Source organism: Rhizobium sp. NFR07 (assembly GCF_900111905.1).
Lineage (GTDB): Bacteria > Pseudomonadota > Alphaproteobacteria > Rhizobiales > Rhizobiaceae > Neorhizobium.
Map to the genome: position 1 here is coordinate 199,980 of NZ_FOKM01000004.1, position 18,793 is coordinate 218,772.

Genomic DNA, 18,793 nt, shown 5'->3' on the forward strand with positions numbered 1-18,793 from the left:
CATTGGTAGTATATAAAAACATAAAGACCTGCGAAAATACTACGAACGTCGTGTAAATTTGAATCGATCTCGAATGTAATAGGTAATCGAAACTTGATCTGATCGTATTACCTATCGCGGCAGGCGATCAAAGCGAGCGCCGCTTCTTGAGGGCCGGACCATAAGTAGCTTGCCCTTCGGACCAAAGGCCTAGGCCTGTTGCACTGCAATACAATGGTGCAACGCAAAAGCGCATGATCGCGCTCAGTGACCTTTGTAACAAAAGTTGATCAGATAACGTGGCCGTGAAGCAGCCGCGAACGCTGGTTGGTTCCAAACCGCGGCAATTCGGGCTGAAATGTGGCAATAATGTGGTGAGATATATGTAGTAACTTAGTGTTGAATCGATTTGAGGCCGCTCATTTGCGGCTCTTTGCCGACCTTACCAAAGTTTCATGCGCGCAACGGCCCTGACGGGTCCGAGAGCCTTGAATCCTCTCCGTTTGGCCCATAAAGTACAGGCTTAGGAGAGGGCATTATAAATTGTCAGTTTTCTAAGAAAATCCCTCGGGAGGAATGATGATGTACGCACCGCGCGTCTTTGTGAGCATGATGGCAGTTCTGATCGTGTTTGCAGTGGCGGCGTACCTCACGACCGGTTCCTTGCTGACCGCCCTCGGCGAAACGCTGCTCTGTGCGATTATACTTCAAGTCGGTTATTTCATCGGTGTCGTCTACCTTGTGCATCGCGAAAAAACCGGTGCCGGCAAGGATCGCCACCCCGACGCCCGTTCACCCCGGCAGGTTAACGATGACCTCGGACGCGATGAAATCCGGGCCGATGCGGCTGCAAGGGTTCGTCTCCACGATCGGTGATATACTTTAGCAGTTGCTGCCGCACTGCAAAATCTCGCCTCTTTCACATCGTCGCCATTTTCCTAAGTTTCATGGTCTGTAACGACAGACGATGGAGACGGGCATGGCGGATAGCGCTACTCAGACGATCTGCGTGATCATCGCAGCAAAGAACGCATCCGACACGATCGGTCTGGCGGTGGCATCCGCCTTGCGCGAGGATGCGGTGTCCGAGGTGGTCGTGGTCGATGATGGATCGAGCGACGCGACAGAAGCCGCGGCACGTGCCTTGGATGACGGCAGCAACCGGCTCAAGGTCATCTCCTTTGCGCAGAACCGCGGGCCGTCTGCGGCACGCAATGCGGCGATCGCGCAGTCGAGCGCGCCGCTCATCGCCATTCTCGATGCCGACGACTTCTTCTTCCCTGGCCGGTTCGCGCCGATGCTGGCCGAGACCGATTGGGATTTCATCGCCGACAATATCGCCTTTGTCGCGGATCCTACCGCACTTGCCGCCCCGCCGCGCTTCCAGTCGAGGGCGCGATCGATGTCCCTGGTGCAGTTCGTCGAGGGCAATATATCCAAGCGCGGCAAGCCGCGTGGCGAGACGGGCTTCCTGAAGCCGATCATGAGTCGCGCGTTTCTTGACCAGCATGGTCTGCGATATGACGAAGAACTCCGTCTCGGCGAGGATTATGATTTCTATGTCCGGGCACTTGCCAAGGGCGCGCGCTACAAGGTGATCGAGCATTGCGGTTATGGCGCCGTCGTGCGCGGCGATTCCCTCAGCAGCCGTCATCGCACCGAGGATCTGCGGCGTCTTTACGAGGCGGATAACGCCATCATGTCCCAGATGGCGCTTGCGCCGGATGCCAGGCACGTCATTACGACGCACAGGGATCATATCCGCGCCCGCTACGAGCTGCGGGCTTTCCTCGATGTGAAGTCTCAGTCAGGCAAGGCGGCTGCGATCAGCCACATGCTGAAGCGGCCGGACGCTCTGCCGGCGGTGGTGTCGGGCATCGCCTTCGACAAATATGATGCCCTGCGACGGAAGAACAATTCGTCCGCGGCATCCCTGCCCGTCACGCCCCGCTATCTTCTGTCCGGAATACCGGCTGCCGGCAAATAGTCGGCCCCGCCGCTACAAGACGTGGCCGGGTTTTACCCTAGCGGGGACGGCGGTCGAGCTTGCCGGCGCCGAGGCGCATGGCGGCGCCCAGGATCGCGGGATCGCGCATGATCCAGCGTGCGAGCAGGCCGAACTCGGGCGCCTGCCGCCTCTTCAGCCGTCCAGCCTGGCTCCAGAGTGCCTGTCGTCGCGCGGTATTCTTGTAGGAGGCGATCGATGCGACATCTGCCGGGCGGCTGTGAAATCGCGTTTCCAGTGTGTCGAGCGCAACCCAGGTGTTGAACTGCTGCCGCAGGAACTCGGGCGAGCGGTTATCGATGCCGTGGAAGATGTTGACGCCCATGCCGCGCGCGGCACCCGGCTCGTCGCATAGGATCGTGCGTGCGGATTTGAGGATGCAGTCTGCGAAGAACAATACGTCCTCCGCCGCCAGTCTCAGCGAAGGCTCGAACCTGACGGTTTCAAATACCGGCCCGGCGATCACCATGCAGCTTAAGTGAAGGAAGGCCCAGTCCCTCAGCATCACGCTGGCGAGATCCGGGATTTCTATGACAAGAGGATCGCTTTCGAGCCGCTTGCCACCTTCCTTCTCTTCCAGCTTGGCGATGCCGAAGTGATAGTAGAATTCCTCGCTCGCCTGCATCGATGCCCAGTAACATTGGGCGCCGAAGCGGGTCATGAAATCATGGGCATTCTTGAGGTGGTCTGGCAGCCACATGTCGTCCGAATCGAGCAGGGCGACGAATTGCGTTTCGCTCGGGACGTGGTCCAGTCCGGTATTGCGGGCAGCACCCGGGCCACCGTTCTTCTGGCGGATGACGCGGATCTTCGACATGCGCTCCGCACTCATGTCCTTCAACTCGACATCGGCTGGCAGTGGTGATTCATCATCGACAATAACGATGTCGAAATCCTGCAGGGTCTGCTCGAAGATCGAGTTCAGCGCCCGGGACAGGATGCCGGCCTCCTTCTGGTAGAAGGGGATGACCACAGTGAATGCCGCCATGTTTCGTGGACCTTACCTATTCGAAGAATTGAAACTCACGCAGGGTCTGCCGCCTTGAATGCTCAGGCATTCGTCGGCGCAAACTGCACCTTGCGCGTTGGGGGTGCATAGAGAAAACCGGCTCCGCTCCGGTCCGCCACTGTCTTGATCGCCAGCGATAGCCCGACTGCGATGATACACACGAAAGGCACAGCAAGATAACCGGCGGCGGGATTTTCGCCGATCGCCAGTGAAATCAGCGCTGCCAGCGCCGACACGATCATTACGTGGGTGACGTAGACGGGAAGCGTGTTCTGTCCGAAGTAGGAAAATGCCTGCCTGATGCGCTGTATTCGCGACATGAGCATCGCCGTCCCGCACAGCCAGGCAAGCCCTGCGACCGATGAGGCCATTGCCCATGCACCCTTGTCGATGGCCTGCAGTCGCCATCTCAGCACGTAAAGAGCGCTGAACGCCAGAAATCCGACGACCGCGGTCATGACCGGGCGGGCGGTGATCTTGTGGACGATCGCCTTGCCGTACCAGCAGCCGAACAGAAAGAAGGCGAAATACTGCAGTAGATTGCGGTGGGTGAAGAGATCGATCTGCAGATGGTTGCCGAATGTCAGCAGCGAGACGATTGCGGCAACGCCGATGACCGCCGCATGGGAGAGTGACGATGCAGCCTTGGTCGCAACCATGTAGATTGCCAGAGCCCATATGAACCAGATGCCGGTGCTCGGCGCCCACCACATTTCGATCAGCTGATAGAGGTCGTTCCCTTCCGTCGGCAGCAGGCCGTTGACCTGGACGTAGCGGAAATAGAGCCAGCGTATCGTGCTCCACACGGCGAAGAGGTAGAGGAGCAATCGAACCTTGCGATAGAGGAACTCGCGCCATGGCTTCTGGGTGGCCGATGCGGCGAGGAAGCCGGAAACGGTAAAGAAGAGCGGCATCCGGATGGGGGTCATGACGTCGCTGATGCGGCTATAAAGGTCGGGCGCCAGATGATGGAGATTGAGATAGAGAAGGGTGTGGTAGATCACCACGAAGAAGATTGAGATACCCTTGGCAATATCCAGCCAATCGATGCGGGCTTTGGGCTGCATGGATTCCTCCGGCATTGTGCGCTGCGGGAGATAAAAACCTAATTGCGGCAAAACCGAGAGTGACTCGTCATCTCGGCGCACATTAGGTGTCGCTTGCCGGGTTGTAATAGGATTTGGACAATCATCCCTTGTGGAAACATGAAATCAACACATTTTCAGCTTTTCTCTGCGGGCCATATGTGTTGCAGTGCAAAAAAATGCGTTGCGCCGAGCCGGGGGCTGTCCTGTAACGTTCGCCCTCTGAAGTTGATTTGATCGTCGAAGGGAACGCCATGCTCCCCCAGCCTGTTGATATTAGCCTCATAATCTCGTCGAGAAACAGGGCTTATGGACTGTCGGGATGCCTTGAGGCGCTTGCTTCAGCGGCCCGTCAGGCAACCAATCTTCGTCTCGAACTCGTGTTCGTCGACAATGGTTCCACGGATGGTACGTCTGATATCGTCCGCGAATGGAGCCTGTCCGCGCCAATCGAGACGAACCTCATCCATGAAAGCAGGCCCGGCCTTTCCAACGCGCGAAACGCCGGTATCATGGCGGCACAAGGCCGAATCCTCGCCTTCACGGATGACGATTGCGAGGTCTCCGCCGACTATTTTACCGTTCTGTCCAGCCTGTTTGCCGACGATGACACCATCGTCATGCGCGGCGGCAGGGTTAACCTCGGCGACGAGCGCGATCTGCCGATCACGATCAAGACGGATGCAGATCGCGCTGTCCTGAACCACGACCTGCATGCCGGCGGCTTCATCCACGGCTGCAACATGGCTTTCCCGAAGGCCCTGGTCGATGCGATCGGCCTTTTCGACGCCCGCTTCGGTGCGGGGGCGGAATTTCGTTCGGGTGAAGACACCGACTACATCCATCGCGCGTTCGCGGCCGGTTTTTCCGTGGAATACTGGCCCGAGCTTGTGGTGAAGCATTTTCACGGTCGGCGCGACATCAAGGATATCCAGAAGCTGCACAATGGCTATTCCTACGGCAATGGCGCGCTCTACGCGAAATATATGTTCGATCGCCGGTCGAACATGCGGGGCATGCTGCGCTGGGATATCCGTCAGGCTGTCAAGGAAGTCTTCGGCGGGCGCAAGCTGGATCCGGAAATGGGGCTGACCTATCGGGGTACGGTGCAGCAGAACCTTGCGGGTGTGCTGGCCTATTGGAGAAGTCCAGGGCGGCAGATGTCCGCCCCGAAATGAACCTTTAAGATCACGTGCTACCCGGCATGCCCTCATGCTGCCGGATAAATGGGGATAGCTGCGGCACTTGGCCCGTTTCGGGCGTTTGCCCTAGCCGATTGGATCATTCATGGATGCTGGTGCCGTCGACGGTGGCGACCTGAAAAAAAGAACGGCCACCTCTATTCTGTGGTCGATCGTACGCGTCGGATGGAGCACGGTTGCGACATTCGTCATCTTCGTCTTTCTCGCAAGAATACTGGGACCGCAGGATTTCGGCACCTTTGCGCTTGCCAGTCTGTTCGTGGAAATCGGCAGGGTGCTCGCCTATGCCGGCCTCGGAGACGCGATCACCCGCCAGCTCGACCTCGACGAAGAGCTGGCCGACACGGCGTTCTGGGCGTCACTTGCATTCAGCGTGCTTGTCGGGCTGGTCATCTTCGTCATGGCCCCGGCCTATGGCGAACTCGTTCGCGATCCCGCCGTCAGCGAAATCTTGCAATGGCTGGCGCCGCTCCTGCCGCTGTCCTCGCTTGCCGTTATCCATAATGCCCGGCTGGCCCGCGATTTCGGCCACAAGAGCCTTGCCGCCCAGAGCATCGTCGCCAGCCTTCTTTCCGGCGCAACCGCGGTCGCGGCAGCCTTCCTCGGCTGGGGCGTCTGGTCGCTCGTCGCCCAGACGGCGGTCAATGCCGTCGTCATCGTGCTTCTCGGCTGGCTGTCCTATCGCTGGATCCCGAGGTTCAGGTTCAATTTCGCCCTGTTCCGCTCGGTCTTCCTGTTCAGCGTCAGTCTCGTCGTCAGCCAGCTTCTCTGGATGCTGCTCGCCCGCGTGCAGGATATTTTCATCTCGCGCTGGTACGGCTCGGTGGAAGTCGGACGCTACAGGATCGCCTGGCGCCTGATCGAACTGATCTCGCAGGCGGTGCTGTCGCCGATCGGCAGCGTCGCGCTCGTCACCCTGTCCAAGCTCCAGAATGATCCTGCCGCCTTCCGCAACGCGTATAACCGCATCGTCGGTCTCGCGGCGCTTGGAACATTCCCGCTTCTGCTGGGCTTCGGCGCCCTGTCCGACCAGCTGATCCTGTTCCTCTTCGGTAACAAGTGGGGCAATGCCGGCGACATCGCCACGGTGCTGGTGATGATGGCGGTTCCGTTCGTCATGAATGTCTTCGCCTCGTCGGCGCTTGCTGCCGTCAACAGGGCCGAGAGCATCCTCTCCGTCGCGGCGCTGCAGCTCGCCATGACGGTGCTGCTGACCTGGCTTCTCATCCCCTACGGCATCCTGGCGGTTGCCGCTGGTTATGCCGCGCGCGCCTGGCTCACCATGCCCTATCAGCAATATGTGCTGAAGCGCTATGCCAATATCGCGCCGCTCGGGACGATGAAAGCCATAGCGATGCCGTTCGTTGGATCGCTGGTCATGGCCGGCTGCGTATGGCTCGCAAAACCTTTCATCCTGGCCGCCATTTCGCCGGTCTGGCTTGCCACGGGCGTCTGTATCGCTCTCGGCGCTGCCATCTATGCCGCATTCATGCTTCTTTTCGCCTTCAGCATGATCCGGCCCTATCTCGACATGGTGTTGTCCATGCTGCCTTCCCGTTGGAGGCCGCTTGCACACCGATAAAATCCGGCTTTCGAAGCAAGGCCTCTGCTCTCACGTCAAGGAGACCCCATGCAGGAAACGAGCGTGAATACCATCAAAAGGCTCCAGGGGCTGATCAATACCTGCCTCTCCGACCTGGTCGATCTGTCGGGACGCTACGCGCTCCTGGACTTCCCGAACCACTACAATATCGGGGACAGCGCGATCTGGCTGGGAGAGCTCGCCTATTTCGAACAGGGCCGGTCGCGGCCGACCTTCGTCAGCGAAATCCGCACCTATAAGGAAGATCGGATGCTGGCCGCCATCGGCGACGGCCAGATCATTCTCCATGGCGGCGGCAATTTCGGCGACATCTGGCCGGGCTATCGCCAATTCCGCGAGGACATGCTGACGCGCCATCGCGGACGGCCGATCGTGCAGATGCCGCAGACGATCCATTTCAAGAGCCAGGAAAACATCGACAGCACCGCCAGGGCAATCGAGCAGCATGGCAACTTCACGCTGCTCGTCCGCGACAAGAAGAGCCTTGAATTCGCGCGTCGGTGGTTCCAGTGCGAGGTGCGTCTCTGCCCCGACATGGCCTTCTGCATCGGACCGGTCGCACGGCCGGCGCCGCAGCACGATCTTCTCCTCAACCTTAGAGAAGACCAGGAAGTCGGCGCGCCGCATGATACGTCCAGGGCCATGGCGCGCCCGAACGTCGTCAAGGCGGATTGGCCGCTGGAGGACGAAGCCGATTATCAGCGGCGCACCAAGCGGGCGGCGGTCGTCAAGGCGCTGCTGCGCGGAAATGTCGGCGGCCGAGCAAAGATGACGGAGCTGACCTACCGAGAACGGGCCGAGCAGCGCTTCGATCGGGGCGTGAAACTGCTCAGCTCGGCAAAGCAGGTCATCACCGACCGCATGCACGGCCATATCATGTGCCTGCTGCTCGATGCGGACCATTGCGTGCTCGACAACAGCTACGGCAAGACCAGCAGCTTCATCGAGGCCTGGGGCACGGTGAATGGCGAGCGGGCTGCCATCGTCAACAGCATGGACGAGGCATTGGCGATCCTGGATGGCCGCAAGGCCAAGGGTCGCGAGGCGTTCGTCGCCTAGTCCGGCCTGCCAGCCTGGAATATATCTTTGTCGCAGCCGGGACTCGTCGTACCGGCTGCGATTTTCATACCGGTTTCCGTAATCAGTGCAGCCTGGTATCGCTCGCGAGGTGATCGGATACCTCGCAGATAATGGCAGCCAAGCCGCAAAGGCGCCTTTGTTTTGCCGCAATTTCTTCTGTTTCCGCCAGCCACCTCACGAGGAAAGCACGATCAGGAAAAAAAATGTGATCGTTTTCGTGACTATGACTCGTGCTGCATTGCAGCAAATCCGGTGGGCCGTGGCTGCTTAAACCTAAGGTTATCAAGGGCAGGGGGTAATCTACCGCTTTCGACGCGCTGCCCAAACGGCGCATATGCGAAATCTCGCACCTCGCCTTTTTTGCTGCGCTGCCACATTTTGCTCCAAACTCCACGTGATCCTTGTCGGCAAACGCGGGCTCAAGTCTGCTCTGATTGAACCGGCGGTGACGGGAGGCGCTGCCCAAAAGGGGTGACCTGTTTGACTGTTGATCAGAACATATCCTCCCGCATCAATTTGATGCGCATACTACTGATCTCCGGCATCGTCTTCGTGCACGTGCCGTTTAATCCGGCCACAAGTCCCTTCCTCGGGACGAATGGCTGGTTTGACTGGCTTCGCGTCTTTCTCGGCGACAGCCTCTTTCGTGTCGGGGTTCCGTGCCTCAGCATGATTTCCGGCTACCTGCTTTTCCGCAAGGGCATGCAGTCCTTCGATTACGGCAAGACCCTGCAGTCGAAGGCCAAGACCGTGCTGTTGCCGTTCCTGCTTTGGAATCTCGGCCTGTTCGCCGCCGTCTGGCTTGTCCAGAGCGTCGGGATCGGCCAGGGGTATTTCCACGATGTGCATGGCTCGTCGGTTCGCGATACGCTGACTCTCGCCTTTGCCACGGAAGATCTGCCAGTCAATCTGCCGCTTTATTTTCTTCGCGATCTAATCGTTTGCATTGCGCTGTCACCGCTGCTCGCGCTGCTTGTTCGTCGCTTTGCGGTTCCCACGCTCGCGATACTGTTCGTGTTTGCAGTGCTTCCCGGCGTCGCGATCCCGATCGTTATCAAGAAGACGATCCTGTTCAGCTTCACCATGGGCATATTCCTCGCGCTTCGCGGGGCTGATCTCAAGATGCTCGACCGTTTCGCCGTGCCGGGCACGGTCGTCACGATCGCGGCGGCACTCGCTTTGTCGATCGCCCAGTATCAGTCGGGCCCGGATTATCCCTGGATGGTTGATCTCGCCCGCAATGCCCTTTCCATGCTCGGCGCCTTCGGTTTCTGGATGATATCGGCCATCGCCATCCGCAGCCGTACGGGCCAGAGGCTCGCTGCGACGGGCAGCCTCAGCTTCTGGATCTTCTGCGCCCACTATCCCGTGTTGATGGTCTTGTGGATGGTCTGGAACAAGATCGCAGGCGTCAGCGCCTATCCGGTCTTCTATCTCGGCGCCGTGGCGCTGACGCTTACCGTCATGGTCATCACCAACGCTCTGGCCATGCGCCTCATGCCACCACTTTACCAGGTGCTGACCGGCAGCCGCGGCCGCAAGGAGAAGCTTGCAAACGCTACCGCCAGCCGCTCCGTCGGGGCAGGCCATTCTCCGATCGAACCGAATTTGTCACAGCAGCGCAGGTGAGACATGACGTATCTCTTAAACAAGCTCACGATCATCCTCGGTACCGTCATTGCCGCATCCGCCGCCGTTCCCGCAGTCGCACAGGATCTCTCGGCCGGCAAGTCGTTCCTGGAGACTTTCGATACGTTCGACCGTTCCTTCTGGTACGTGTCTGACGGCTGGAACAATGGCGGCCATCAGAACTGCACTTGGTCGCGCAAGCAGATCAACACCGAAAACGGTGCGCTGAACCTCAACTATTCCGAGGGCCAGTCCAAGGATCGCAAATATCTCTGCGGCGAAGTGCAGACGCGCGGCCGTTACGGTCACGGTGTCTACGAGGTGCGGATGAAGGCTGCGACCGGTTCCGGCCTGAACTCGGCCTTCTTCAGCTATATCGGCCCGTCCGACAAGAAGCCCTGGGACGAGATCGACTTCGAGGTGCTTGGCAAGAACGCCAACCAGGTTCAGGTCAACCAGTATATCAACGGCAAGGGCGGAAACGAGAAGCTCATTCCAGTGGCCGGCGGTGCCGACCAGGGCTTCAACGATTATGCCTTCGTCTGGGAACAGGATCGTCTGCGCTATTTCCTGAACGGCCAGCTCGTGCAGGAAGTCACCGACAAGTCCAAGATCCCGACCAATGCCCAGAAGATCTTCCTGAGCCTCTGGGGCACCGACACGCTGAAGAGCTGGATGGGCACGTTCGCCTATAACGGCCAGACCACGATGACCATCGATCGGGTGTCTTTCACCGCGCTCGGGGACAAATGCCAGTTCCCTGAATCCGTTGCCTGCAACATCGACTGAGCCGTTTCGACGGCTTTGTCGGCATCCCGCCTTTCAGTCTTCCACAGAACAGGAGCCGGCCTGCTTGACCATCCACGTTCTATACCTTGCGCATGATCTCGCCGATGCTGCCATCCGGCGACGTGTCCTGACCCTCAAGGCCGGGGGCGCAGAGGTGACGGTTGCCGGCTTCCTGCGCGGGCGCAATCTCCTGGAGGGCGAGCCGGGCGTCGAGACGATCGTGCTCGGGAAGACGGCGGATGGCCGTTTCGCCCAGCGCATCGGCGCCGTGGTGAAGGCCAGCCTGACGCTGAAGGGAAGCCTGACCGGAGTCAGGCGCCCGCATGTCATCGTTGCCCGCAACATGGAGACACTGGCGCTTGCCGGCCAGACGGCGCGTCTTTTCGACCGTCGGCTTCCGGTCGTCTACGAGTGCCTCGATATTCACCGTCTGCTGCTCGACGACGGCATCAAGGGCAAGCTGATGCGGGCGGTCCATCGCTATTTCGGCCGCCGGGCACAGCTGCTGATCACGAGTTCTCCGGCTTTCGTCGAGAATTTCTTCAAGCCACGCTCCGGTCTCGACCTGCCCGTGATGCTTCTGGAGAACAAGGTCCTGGACCTCGATGCCGATGTCGATCAGGTCGAGCAGTCGGCGCGTCCACCGAAGCCGGGCGAGCCCTGGCGCATCGGATGGTTCGGAGCGATCCGATGCCGCAAATCTCTGTCGATCCTGACCGAATTTGCCGACCGGATGGACGGCAAGGTCAAGGTCGTCATCCGCGGCCGTCCAGCCTATAGCGAATTCGACGATTTCGACCGGATCGTTGGCGAGGCGCGCCATGTGGAATTCCACGGCGCCTACCGCAATCCGGAGGATCTCTCGCAGATCTATGACGACGTGCAGTTCAACTGGGCGATCGACTTCTTCGAAGAGGGGCTGAATTCCGACTGGTTGCTGCCGAACCGTCTCTACGAAGGCGGTCTGCATGCGGCCGTTCCGATCGCACTCGCCTCGACCGAAACCGGACGTTTTCTGGCGCGGCGCGAGATCGGCGTGACGATCGACAAGGCGACGCCCGGTGCGCTCACGCGGATCTTCGAGGCGATGACGCCGGAGATCTACACCGAACAATTTTCTCGCGTCGCGGCCATCGAGCGCGGCCAATGGGTGACCGGACCCGCGGATTGCCGGGCGCTGGTCGCCAGGCTCGCCTCGCTCAAACCCGACCTACAGTCGCCTGCCGAAATGCAGGCTGCTTCAACAATGCAGTCGTGAGGTGGATCATGGTAGAGAGTAGCGTTTCCGGTTCCGACATGTCCCGCTTCGAGGTCAGCCCTCGTGTCCTGCTCGTCATTCCGTGCCTCAACGAGGCAAAGACGATCGACCCGCTGCTGCACAAGCTGGCTTTGCAGCGCGGCAACATGGACATGCTGATCGTCGTCGCCGATGGCGGCAGCAAGGACGGCACGATCGAGATCGTCCAGCGCCTGACGGGAGAGATTTCTGATCTCGTGCTGATGGACAATCCGCGGCGCATCCAGAGCGCTGCGATCAATCTCGCGGTCGACCGTTTCGGCGGGGATCGTGATTATCTGATCCGCATCGATGCCCATGGCGACTATCCGGATAATTACTGCCGTGCGCTGATCGAGGAAGCCGAGTCGAAGCAGGCGGATTCGGTCGTGGTCGGCATGGAAACGGTTGGTTTCGGTGCCTTCCAGCAGGCGGCGGCGATCGCGCAGAATTCCAAGCTCGGCAATGGCGGTTCCAAGCATCGCGCCGGCGGCGGCGGTGAATGGGTCGATCATGGCCACCACGCCCTGATGCGCATCGCCGCCTATTCCGCGGTCGGCGGCTATGACGAGAGTTTCAGCCACAACGAAGACGCAGAGCTGGACTTCCGGCTGCGCCGATCCGGCTTCCGCATCTGGATGACCGGCAAGACCTACATGACCTATTATCCGCGCTCCAGCGCGTCGGCGCTTTTCCGCCAGTATCTCGGCTATGGCCGTGGCCGCGCGAAGAACCTGATGAAACATGGCTCTATCCCGAAGATCCGCCAGGCGATCCCGCTTGCCGTGGCACCTGTTGTGGCCGGCGCGGTCCTGGCGCTGCTTCACTGGTGGGCCGCGGTGCCGTTCGCGGTCTGGGTTGCCGCCTGCCTCGCCTACGGTGCCTATATGGCGATCGGCCAGCGCAACATGCTGGCGCTCTTTGCCTCCATCCCGGCGATGATCATGCATTTCGCCTGGTCGGCGGGTTTCTGGATGGAGTTGATCGGCTTCAAGCGGAAGAGGGCTGCATGACGAACACCAATCCGATCCGCATCGATATCGGCATTTGCACCTTCCGGCGCCCGGCGCTTGAGGAGACGCTGGAGTCGCTGTTCAAGCTGACCGTCCCTTCGGATGCTCAGGTTCGCCTGATCGTGGCTGATAACGACGCCGCGCCAAGCGCCAAGGATCTCGTCGACAGCATGGCCGCGCGTTCGCCGTTTCCGATCCGCTACGTCCATTGCCCGAAGTCGAACATCTCGATTGCCCGCAATGCCTGTCTTTCGGCCTGCGAGGCGGACTTCCTGGCCTATATCGACGATGACGAGACTGCGACGCCCGGTTGGCTCGCCGCGCTTGTCGAAAAGGCGCGCGAGACGGGTGCCGAAGCGGTGCTTGGTCCGGTCCGGGCGCTCTATGGCGACGACAGCGCCGGCTGGATGCGCGATGGCGATTTCCACTCGACCATGCCGGTCTGGGTGAACGGCCGCATCATCACCGGCTATACCTGCAACACGCTGCTCGACATGCGCTCGCCGCTGGTTGCCGGCCGGCGCTTCGCGCTCGCGCTCGGCCAGAGCGGCGGCGAGGACACCCATTTCTTCTCGCAGCTGACCGAAGCCGGGGGGCGGATTGAATTCGCCGAGAATGCGCTCGTACTGGAACCCGTACCGGCAAGCCGGGCCAGCTTCGGCTGGCTCGCGAAGCGTCGTTTCCGCTCGGGTCAGACCCATGGTCGCATCGTGGCTGCGAATAACGGCGGTGCGAAACGGATTCCGAAGGCGCTGATCGCGGCGGCCAAGGCCGGTTATTGCGGTGCCGTTGCTGCGGGCTTCATGCTCATGCCGGTCCGGCGCAACCGTTACGCGCTGCGCGGCGCACTGCATGTCGGCGCCGTCATGGGCATGCTCGGGGTTCGGGAAATCCGCCAATACGGCACTGCGGAGGCGGCATGACCATCGAGACGCCCGATATCAGCTTCATCATCGCCGCCTATAATGCCGAGGAGACGCTTGAGCGCGCCATCGACAGCGCGCTTGCGCAGGTCGGCGTCACGGTCGAAGTGATCGTTGTCGACGATTGCTCGACGGATCGGACCCGCGACATCGCCGGCGCCTATACCGATCCGCGCGTCAAGCTGATCTGCCAGCCGCAGAACGGCGGGCCTGGCAGGGCACGCAATACCGGCATCGCGGCGGCAACCGGCCGCTGGGTGGCGACGCTCGATTCCGACGATGCCGTGAAGCCGGACCGCTCGCTGTCCATGCTGCAGAAAGCGGCGGCCTTCGATGCCCAGATCGTCGTCGACAATGTCGATGTCGTGCCGCTCGAAGGTGGCGCGCCGAAGACGATGTTCGATCACAAGGAGCTCGAGCGGCAGCGGGAAATCTCACTGGTGGACTTCATCTCCTCCAACGTCATTTTCAACACGACGTTCAACTACGGCTACATGAAGCCGATCTTCGATCGTGCCTTCCTCGCCCGGCATGATCTCGCCTTCGATGACATGCTGCGCATCGGCGAGGATTACATCCTGTTCGCATCCGTGCTGGCCAGCGGCGCCCGCTGCGCCGTCGACCCGAATGTCGGATATGTTTACTATCTGCGCGCCGGCTCTATCTCCCGCGTCCTGAAGCATCAACATCTTGACGACATGCTGGAGGCAGACCGCGCATTTCTCTCTCGTTTCAAGCTGGGCCCTGCCGAAATGCAGGCGCAAACGCGCCGCACCCGCAGCATCATCGAGGCCCGCTCGTTTCTTACGCTCGTCGACGACATCAAGCGAAAGTCCGTCGGCAGCTTCCTCAAAACTGCAATGGGCAATCCGGGAGCGCTGAAGCTCTTCAGGATGCCGATTGCCGTTCGCATGCGTCGGTTCGCTAAAGCGGCCGGCGTCAACTGAAATCCTGACACACAGGGCGGGGGCGCCCTCTAGAAAGGACGAAGGAATGGACTTGAAAAGACCAGTTCGGAAGGCGGTGATACCCGTTGCAGGCAACGGCACCCGTTTCCTGCCGGCCACCAAGGCGATGCCCAAGGAAATGCTGACGATCGTCGACAGACCCGTCGTGCAGTATGCCGTCGATGAAGCCATGCAGTCGGGCATCGAAAACATCATCTTCGTCACCAGCCGTAACAAGACGGCGATCGAAGATTATTTCGACAGCAATCCGGAACTGATTGCCAGCCTCACCCGCGCCGGCAAGACGGTGCAGGTGACCCAGCTCGAAAAGATGCTGCCGCTCGCCGGCACCGTCAGCTATACCCGCCAGCAGGTGCCGCTCGGTCTCGGCCACGCCGTCTGGTGTGCTCGCGAACTTGTGGGCGACGAGCCCTTTGCGCTCCTGTTGCCCGACATGGTATCCTACGGCGCTCGCGGCTGCATGTCCGGCCTGATGGACCTCTATGAAGAAGTCGGCGGTAACGTGTTCGCGGTCGAGCAATGTGCTCCGGAAGAGACGTCCAGCTACGGCGTTGTCAGCATGGGCAACGACGTCCAGCACGGCTTCCAGGTCACCGGAATGGTAGAAAAGCCGAAGCCTTCCGAGGCTCCGTCAAATTACTATCTCAATGGCCGTTATATTCTGCAGCCGGAAATCTTCGAATTGCTGGAAAGCCAGGAGCGTGGTGCCGGCAACGAGATCCAGCTGACGGACAGCATGCAGAAGCTTCTGAAGGTGCAGCCGTTCCACGCGCAGCCTTACAAGGGACGCACCTTCGACTGCGGCAGCAAGCGCGGCTTCATCGAGGCCAATGTGGCTTTCGCCATGCTGCGTTCCGACATGAGCGGCGATCTCGCCGTCACGATCAAGGAGTTGCTCGATTCGCACGAGACCCGAGTTCGCGCAGCTTAATCGCGCAAAACGCATCGAAACGGCGGGAGTACCGCCGTTTCATTCCGAATTCCCAAAGCGGATGACACTATGGACCAGGTAAATTTCCGACCGATGACGATCTTTCCGAACGAGCCGAAAGACCAGGACACGTTCATCGATCTCGACAAGCTGTGGTCCGCGGCCATGCGCCGCCTCAAGGTGATCATCGCCTGCGTCGTCGTGATGGTCGCACTGGCCGGCGTCTATCTGCTCATGGCCCAGCCGATCTACACGGCGGCAACACAGATTCTGGTGGACGACAACCTTTCGCGTTACGCGGAAGATGATCCGGAAAGCGGCCAGACGGCACAGCAGATCGACAACCGCATGTCGAGTGCGGTCGAGATCCTGAAATCGAAGGCATTGGCTCTCAGCGTCGTCGACAAGGCGAATCTTGCCGAGAACGACCTGATCGTCGATCCTCCCAAGTCGCCGACCGATCTGATCAAGGGTGCGGTGAAAAGCATTGTCTCGCTGGTGACGCCGGGCGAACCGCCGGCAACCGAAGAACAGATCCTGGCCGGCAAGCGCCAGAAGGCTGGCGCCGTGCTTCAGCAGTCGATCTCGGTGGAAAGGGTAGGGCGCAGCTCCGTCATCGCGCTCACCGCCCGCTCGCCCAGTCCCGCGCTGTCGGCACGGCTCGCCAAGACCTATGCCGAGGCCTATCTCACCGAACAGCTGAACGCCAATTTCGACGCGACGGAACGCGCCAGCGTCTGGCTGCAGGAACGTCTCAACGATCTCAACACGCGCGCGCAGCAGGCGTCGCTGGCGGTCGAGCAGTACAAACGTGAAAAGGGCCTCGTTTCCCCGCGCGGCGAACTCCTGTCCACTCAGCAGCTTTCCGATCTCAACACCCAGCTGATCTCGGCCCAGGCCGATGTCGCCACCGCCGCTGCCCGCTACAACCAGTACAAGGCGATCATCGACAAGGGGCCGGATGCGGCCGTCCAGAACGCGGTCGTCTCCAACCGCGACACGGACAACACCGTGATGCAGGACCTGCGCAAGCGCTACATCACGATCAATGATCGCGAGCAGGGCATCATCCAGCAGTTCGGTGCCGATCATCCGCAGGCGATTGCGATGAAGGCCGAGAAGCAGGATGTCGCCCAGCAGATGTTCCGCGAACTGCAGCAGCTGACCGGCAGCTTCAGCAACGAGCTGGACGTGGCCAAGTCGAGGGAAGCATCACTGCGGGAAAGCATCCAGCGTGTGGCCGGCAACAATTCCGATGCCAATGTCAACATGGTCCAGCTTCTGGAACTCGAGCAGCGGGCTTCGGCTCTCAGGACGCTTTACGAGTCCTATCTGCATCGCTTCGAGCAGGCTTCCCAGGCATCCTCGCTGCCGATCGCCAAGGCCCGCGTCATTTCCGACGCCGGCGTTCCGACGGCGCCGTCCAGCCCGCGCAAGACGCTGACCATGGCTTTGTCGGTCGTGCTCGGCCTCCTGATCGGTGGTGCCGCCGCGACGGTTCTGGAGCTGCGTGAACGCTTCTTCCGCACCGGCGACGATGTGCAGCGGAAGCTCGGTGCGCGGTTCCTCGGCTATCTTCCGAAGATTGCCGGCTCCGGCCGCGACGATGCAGCGAGCGCCAATCCAGCGCCCGCGGCCCCGCCGAAGGACCAGGGTGATGCCGCCAACCAGCCGCAGGGGGATCCGATCTCCTTCCGCCGGATGATGCGTATTGCCGTGGAGGCTCCGCGCTCGCAATTCGCCGAGACGCTGCGCAACACGAAGCTTGCCTGCGACATCGTTCTGCAGGGCAAGAAATGCGCCGTCATCGGTGTCGTGTCCTGCCTTCCCGGTGAAGGCAAGTCGACGGTTGCGGCCAACCTTGCTGGCCTCATCGCATCGAGCGGTGCCCGCACGCTGGTGATCGACGCCGACCTTCGCAATCCCGGCCTCTCCAAGATGCTGGCCAGCGAGCCGGAACTTGGCCTCGTCGACGTCATTCTCGGCAAGACGTCGTGGACGACGGCTGCCCGCGTCGATCGCCGTTCGCGCCTGACGATCCTGCCGATGACCCCCCGTCGTCAGGTGACCCATACCAGCGAGCTTCTGGCCTCGACCGGAATGAGCCAGTTCCTGGAAAGCATCAAGGAAACCTTCGACGTCATCGTCGTCGACCTGGCGCCGCTGATCCCGGTCATCGACGCCAAGGCCTTCGAACCCTATGCGGACGGTTTCGTCTTCGTCACCGAATGGGGTGCGACGCCTGCCAAGGCGGTCCAGAGCGTGCTGCAATCGGAGCCGCAGATTGCGGCAAAGACGATCGGCGTGATCCTCAACAAGACCGATCTTGCCGAGCTGCACAAATATGCAGATCCGGGTGCGCCGGAACGTCTGCGCGGCAACTACATGTCCTACTATCGGGACAGGGAGCCGACGCAGGAAACGGTGAAGTCATAATCAGAAGCAGTTTGCGGCCCGGTCATCCCGGGCCGCAAATCGTTTGTACGGTGTGTTCGAGAAGAGGCGGCGCCTCAGCGCTTGACGCGCAGACCGTCCATCAGCAGGCCGATCAGCCTGTTGGCGCGTTCGCGCCATTCCGGCGCGTCCGGGATCGAATAGATGCTCGACATGGCGTGCATCAGATCCGTCTGGCAGATATCGTCGCGGACCAGTCCCTGTTCGCGCGCAGTCATCAGCAGCTTCTCGAAGGCGCCGCGGATGCGACCGAAGCCTTCGGCAAACATCGATGAATTGGAACTGGCGATGATCTTCAGGCTGCTTGCCATGCCGCGCTTGGTCGCCATGTAGTTGACGAAGCGCAGCATCCACTGTTCGAGCGCGATATCGGCCGGATATTGCCGGGCCAGTTCGTCGGCGGATTCCGCAAGGTTCTGCAGCTCGCGCCTGTAGACGACTTCGACCAGATGCTCGCGCGTCGGAAAATGCCTGTAGAGCGTGCCGATGCCGACGCCGGCACGGCGGGCGATGTCCTCGAGTGAAGTCTCGACGCCATTCTCGGCAAAGGCCAGGGCCGCGACCTCGATCAGCTTGTCGCGGTTGCGACGTGCATCGGCCCTCAGTTTCGGGGTCGTCTGATCTACCGTTTCCGGCGCGGCCGAGTCCAAAATCCTGCTCCAACGCAATCAGCCCTTGACGGCAGCCGTCAAGTCGCTAGTTTAAACGGAGGCGCCTCCGCTTTGGAGGTCCTTCCACTTTTAGACCATAAGTGGGGGTGGATGTCATGCCGAAATATAGTCGACTTCCATCTCAGATAGAATTTTTTCGGATTTCGACCAGTCGTTCAAGCCGGAATTTCTCGTGA

Annotated in this window: 16 protein-coding genes; 13 read left to right on the forward strand and 3 right to left on the reverse strand. The window is 60.5% G+C overall.

Features of this window, described 5'->3' with window-relative positions; translation table 11 throughout:
• The first annotated feature begins 558 nt into the window (after window positions 1–558).
• Both BM216_RS10605 and BM216_RS10610 read left to right on the forward strand, forming a co-directional pair.
• Window positions 559–855, forward strand: a complete 297-nt coding sequence (locus tag BM216_RS10605; RefSeq protein WP_244530145.1) for an exopolysaccharide production repressor protein — start codon at window positions 559–561, stop codon at window positions 853–855.
• 103 nt (window positions 856–958) lie between these two features.
• Window positions 959–1,966: a glycosyltransferase family 2 protein gene (locus tag BM216_RS10610; protein ID WP_092998860.1), complete on the forward strand. Its 1,008-nt coding sequence runs from the start codon at window positions 959–961 to the stop codon at window positions 1,964–1,966.
• 37 nt (window positions 1,967–2,003) lie between these two features.
• Here the strand turns inward: BM216_RS10610 and BM216_RS10615 are convergent, their stop codons facing one another.
• Together BM216_RS10615 and BM216_RS10620 are read right to left on the reverse strand one after the other, a co-directional pair.
• Complete coding sequence (locus tag BM216_RS10615) at window positions 2,004–2,972, reverse strand: glycosyltransferase family A protein (protein WP_092998862.1); 969 nt, start codon at window positions 2,970–2,972, stop codon at window positions 2,004–2,006.
• 62 nt (window positions 2,973–3,034) lie between these two features.
• Window positions 3,035–4,060, reverse strand: coding sequence for an acyltransferase family protein (locus tag BM216_RS10620; protein ID WP_177230758.1), 1,026 nt, complete (start codon window positions 4,058–4,060; stop codon window positions 3,035–3,037).
• Window positions 4,061–4,332: 272 nt separating this feature from the next.
• Between BM216_RS10620 and BM216_RS10625 the strand changes: the two genes are divergently transcribed.
• The 11 genes from BM216_RS10625 (at window position 4,333) to BM216_RS10675 (ending at window position 17,928) form a co-directional block, all read left to right on the forward strand.
• Window positions 4,333–5,256, forward strand: coding sequence for a glycosyltransferase family 2 protein (locus tag BM216_RS10625; RefSeq protein WP_092999371.1), 924 nt, complete (start codon window positions 4,333–4,335; stop codon window positions 5,254–5,256).
• A gap of 109 nt (window positions 5,257–5,365) precedes the next feature.
• The gene (locus BM216_RS10630; RefSeq protein WP_092998866.1) at window positions 5,366–6,862 is read left to right on the forward strand and encodes a lipopolysaccharide biosynthesis protein; all 1,497 of its coding nucleotides are present in this window, start codon (window positions 5,366–5,368) and stop codon (window positions 6,860–6,862) included.
• 63 nt (window positions 6,863–6,925) lie between these two features.
• Window positions 6,926–7,942, forward strand: a complete 1,017-nt coding sequence (locus BM216_RS10635; RefSeq protein ID WP_244530146.1) for a polysaccharide pyruvyl transferase family protein — start codon at window positions 6,926–6,928, stop codon at window positions 7,940–7,942.
• Window positions 7,943–8,482: 540 nt separating this feature from the next.
• A complete protein-coding gene (locus tag BM216_RS10640; protein WP_092999373.1) occupies window positions 8,483–9,592 on the forward strand; it encodes an acyltransferase family protein in 1,110 nt (369 codons plus the stop codon).
• A gap of 3 nt (window positions 9,593–9,595) precedes the next feature.
• Complete coding sequence (locus BM216_RS10645; RefSeq protein ID WP_092998870.1) at window positions 9,596–10,381, forward strand: endo-1,3-1,4-beta-glycanase ExoK; 786 nt, start codon at window positions 9,596–9,598, stop codon at window positions 10,379–10,381.
• 64 nt (window positions 10,382–10,445) lie between these two features.
• Entirely contained in the window at window positions 10,446–11,639 is a 1,194-nt protein-coding gene (locus tag BM216_RS10650) for a glycosyltransferase (protein ID WP_092998872.1), read from the forward strand.
• A 38-nt stretch (window positions 11,640–11,677) separates the two neighbouring features.
• Window positions 11,678–12,670, forward strand: a complete 993-nt coding sequence (locus BM216_RS10655) for a glycosyltransferase family 2 protein (RefSeq protein WP_092998874.1) — start codon at window positions 11,678–11,680, stop codon at window positions 12,668–12,670.
• On the forward strand, window positions 12,667–13,593 hold the full coding sequence (locus tag BM216_RS10660; RefSeq protein ID WP_092998876.1) for a glycosyltransferase family 2 protein: 927 nt from the start codon (window positions 12,667–12,669) through the stop codon (window positions 13,591–13,593). Before BM216_RS10655 ends, BM216_RS10660 begins: the two co-directional genes overlap by 4 nt.
• Window positions 13,590–14,540, forward strand: a complete 951-nt coding sequence (locus tag BM216_RS10665; RefSeq protein WP_092998878.1) for a glycosyltransferase family 2 protein — start codon at window positions 13,590–13,592, stop codon at window positions 14,538–14,540. Before BM216_RS10660 ends, BM216_RS10665 begins: the two co-directional genes overlap by 4 nt.
• A 46-nt stretch (window positions 14,541–14,586) precedes the next feature.
• Window positions 14,587–15,492, forward strand: a complete 906-nt coding sequence (locus tag BM216_RS10670; RefSeq protein WP_092998880.1) for a UTP--glucose-1-phosphate uridylyltransferase — start codon at window positions 14,587–14,589, stop codon at window positions 15,490–15,492.
• A 69-nt stretch (window positions 15,493–15,561) separates the two neighbouring features.
• Entirely contained in the window at window positions 15,562–17,928 is a 2,367-nt protein-coding gene (locus tag BM216_RS10675; RefSeq protein ID WP_092998882.1) for a polysaccharide biosynthesis tyrosine autokinase, read from the forward strand.
• A gap of 74 nt (window positions 17,929–18,002) precedes the next feature.
• Here the strand turns inward: BM216_RS10675 and BM216_RS10680 are convergent, their stop codons facing one another.
• Window positions 18,003–18,596, reverse strand: coding sequence for a TetR/AcrR family transcriptional regulator (locus tag BM216_RS10680; protein ID WP_092998884.1), 594 nt, complete (start codon window positions 18,594–18,596; stop codon window positions 18,003–18,005).
• Window positions 18,597–18,793 lie beyond the last annotated feature (197 nt).

What these genes read in the sequence shown, in the direction of transcription:
- BM216_RS10605 (WP_244530145.1), top strand. Translation starts at nt 559, where the DNA reads ATGATGTACGCACCGCGCGTCTTTGTGAGCATGATGGCAGTTCTGATC.
- BM216_RS10610 (WP_092998860.1), top strand. Translation starts at nt 959, where the DNA reads ATGGCGGATAGCGCTACTCAGACGATCTGCGTGATCATCGCAGCAAAG.
- BM216_RS10615 (WP_092998862.1), bottom strand. Translation starts at nt 2,972, where the DNA reads ATGGCGGCATTCACTGTGGTCATCCCCTTCTACCAGAAGGAGGCCGGC.
- BM216_RS10620 (WP_177230758.1), bottom strand. Translation starts at nt 4,060, where the DNA reads ATGCAGCCCAAAGCCCGCATCGATTGGCTGGATATTGCCAAGGGTATC.
- BM216_RS10625 (WP_092999371.1), top strand. Translation starts at nt 4,333, where the DNA reads ATGCTCCCCCAGCCTGTTGATATTAGCCTCATAATCTCGTCGAGAAAC.
- BM216_RS10630 (WP_092998866.1), top strand. Translation starts at nt 5,366, where the DNA reads ATGGATGCTGGTGCCGTCGACGGTGGCGACCTGAAAAAAAGAACGGCC.
- BM216_RS10640 (WP_092999373.1), top strand. Translation starts at nt 8,483, where the DNA reads ATGCGCATACTACTGATCTCCGGCATCGTCTTCGTGCACGTGCCGTTT.
- BM216_RS10645 (WP_092998870.1), top strand. Translation starts at nt 9,596, where the DNA reads ATGACGTATCTCTTAAACAAGCTCACGATCATCCTCGGTACCGTCATT.
- BM216_RS10655 (WP_092998874.1), top strand. Translation starts at nt 11,678, where the DNA reads ATGTCCCGCTTCGAGGTCAGCCCTCGTGTCCTGCTCGTCATTCCGTGC.
- BM216_RS10660 (WP_092998876.1), top strand. Translation starts at nt 12,667, where the DNA reads ATGACGAACACCAATCCGATCCGCATCGATATCGGCATTTGCACCTTC.
- BM216_RS10665 (WP_092998878.1), top strand. Translation starts at nt 13,590, where the DNA reads ATGACCATCGAGACGCCCGATATCAGCTTCATCATCGCCGCCTATAAT.
- BM216_RS10670 (WP_092998880.1), top strand. Translation starts at nt 14,587, where the DNA reads ATGGACTTGAAAAGACCAGTTCGGAAGGCGGTGATACCCGTTGCAGGC.
- BM216_RS10675 (WP_092998882.1), top strand. Translation starts at nt 15,562, where the DNA reads ATGGACCAGGTAAATTTCCGACCGATGACGATCTTTCCGAACGAGCCG.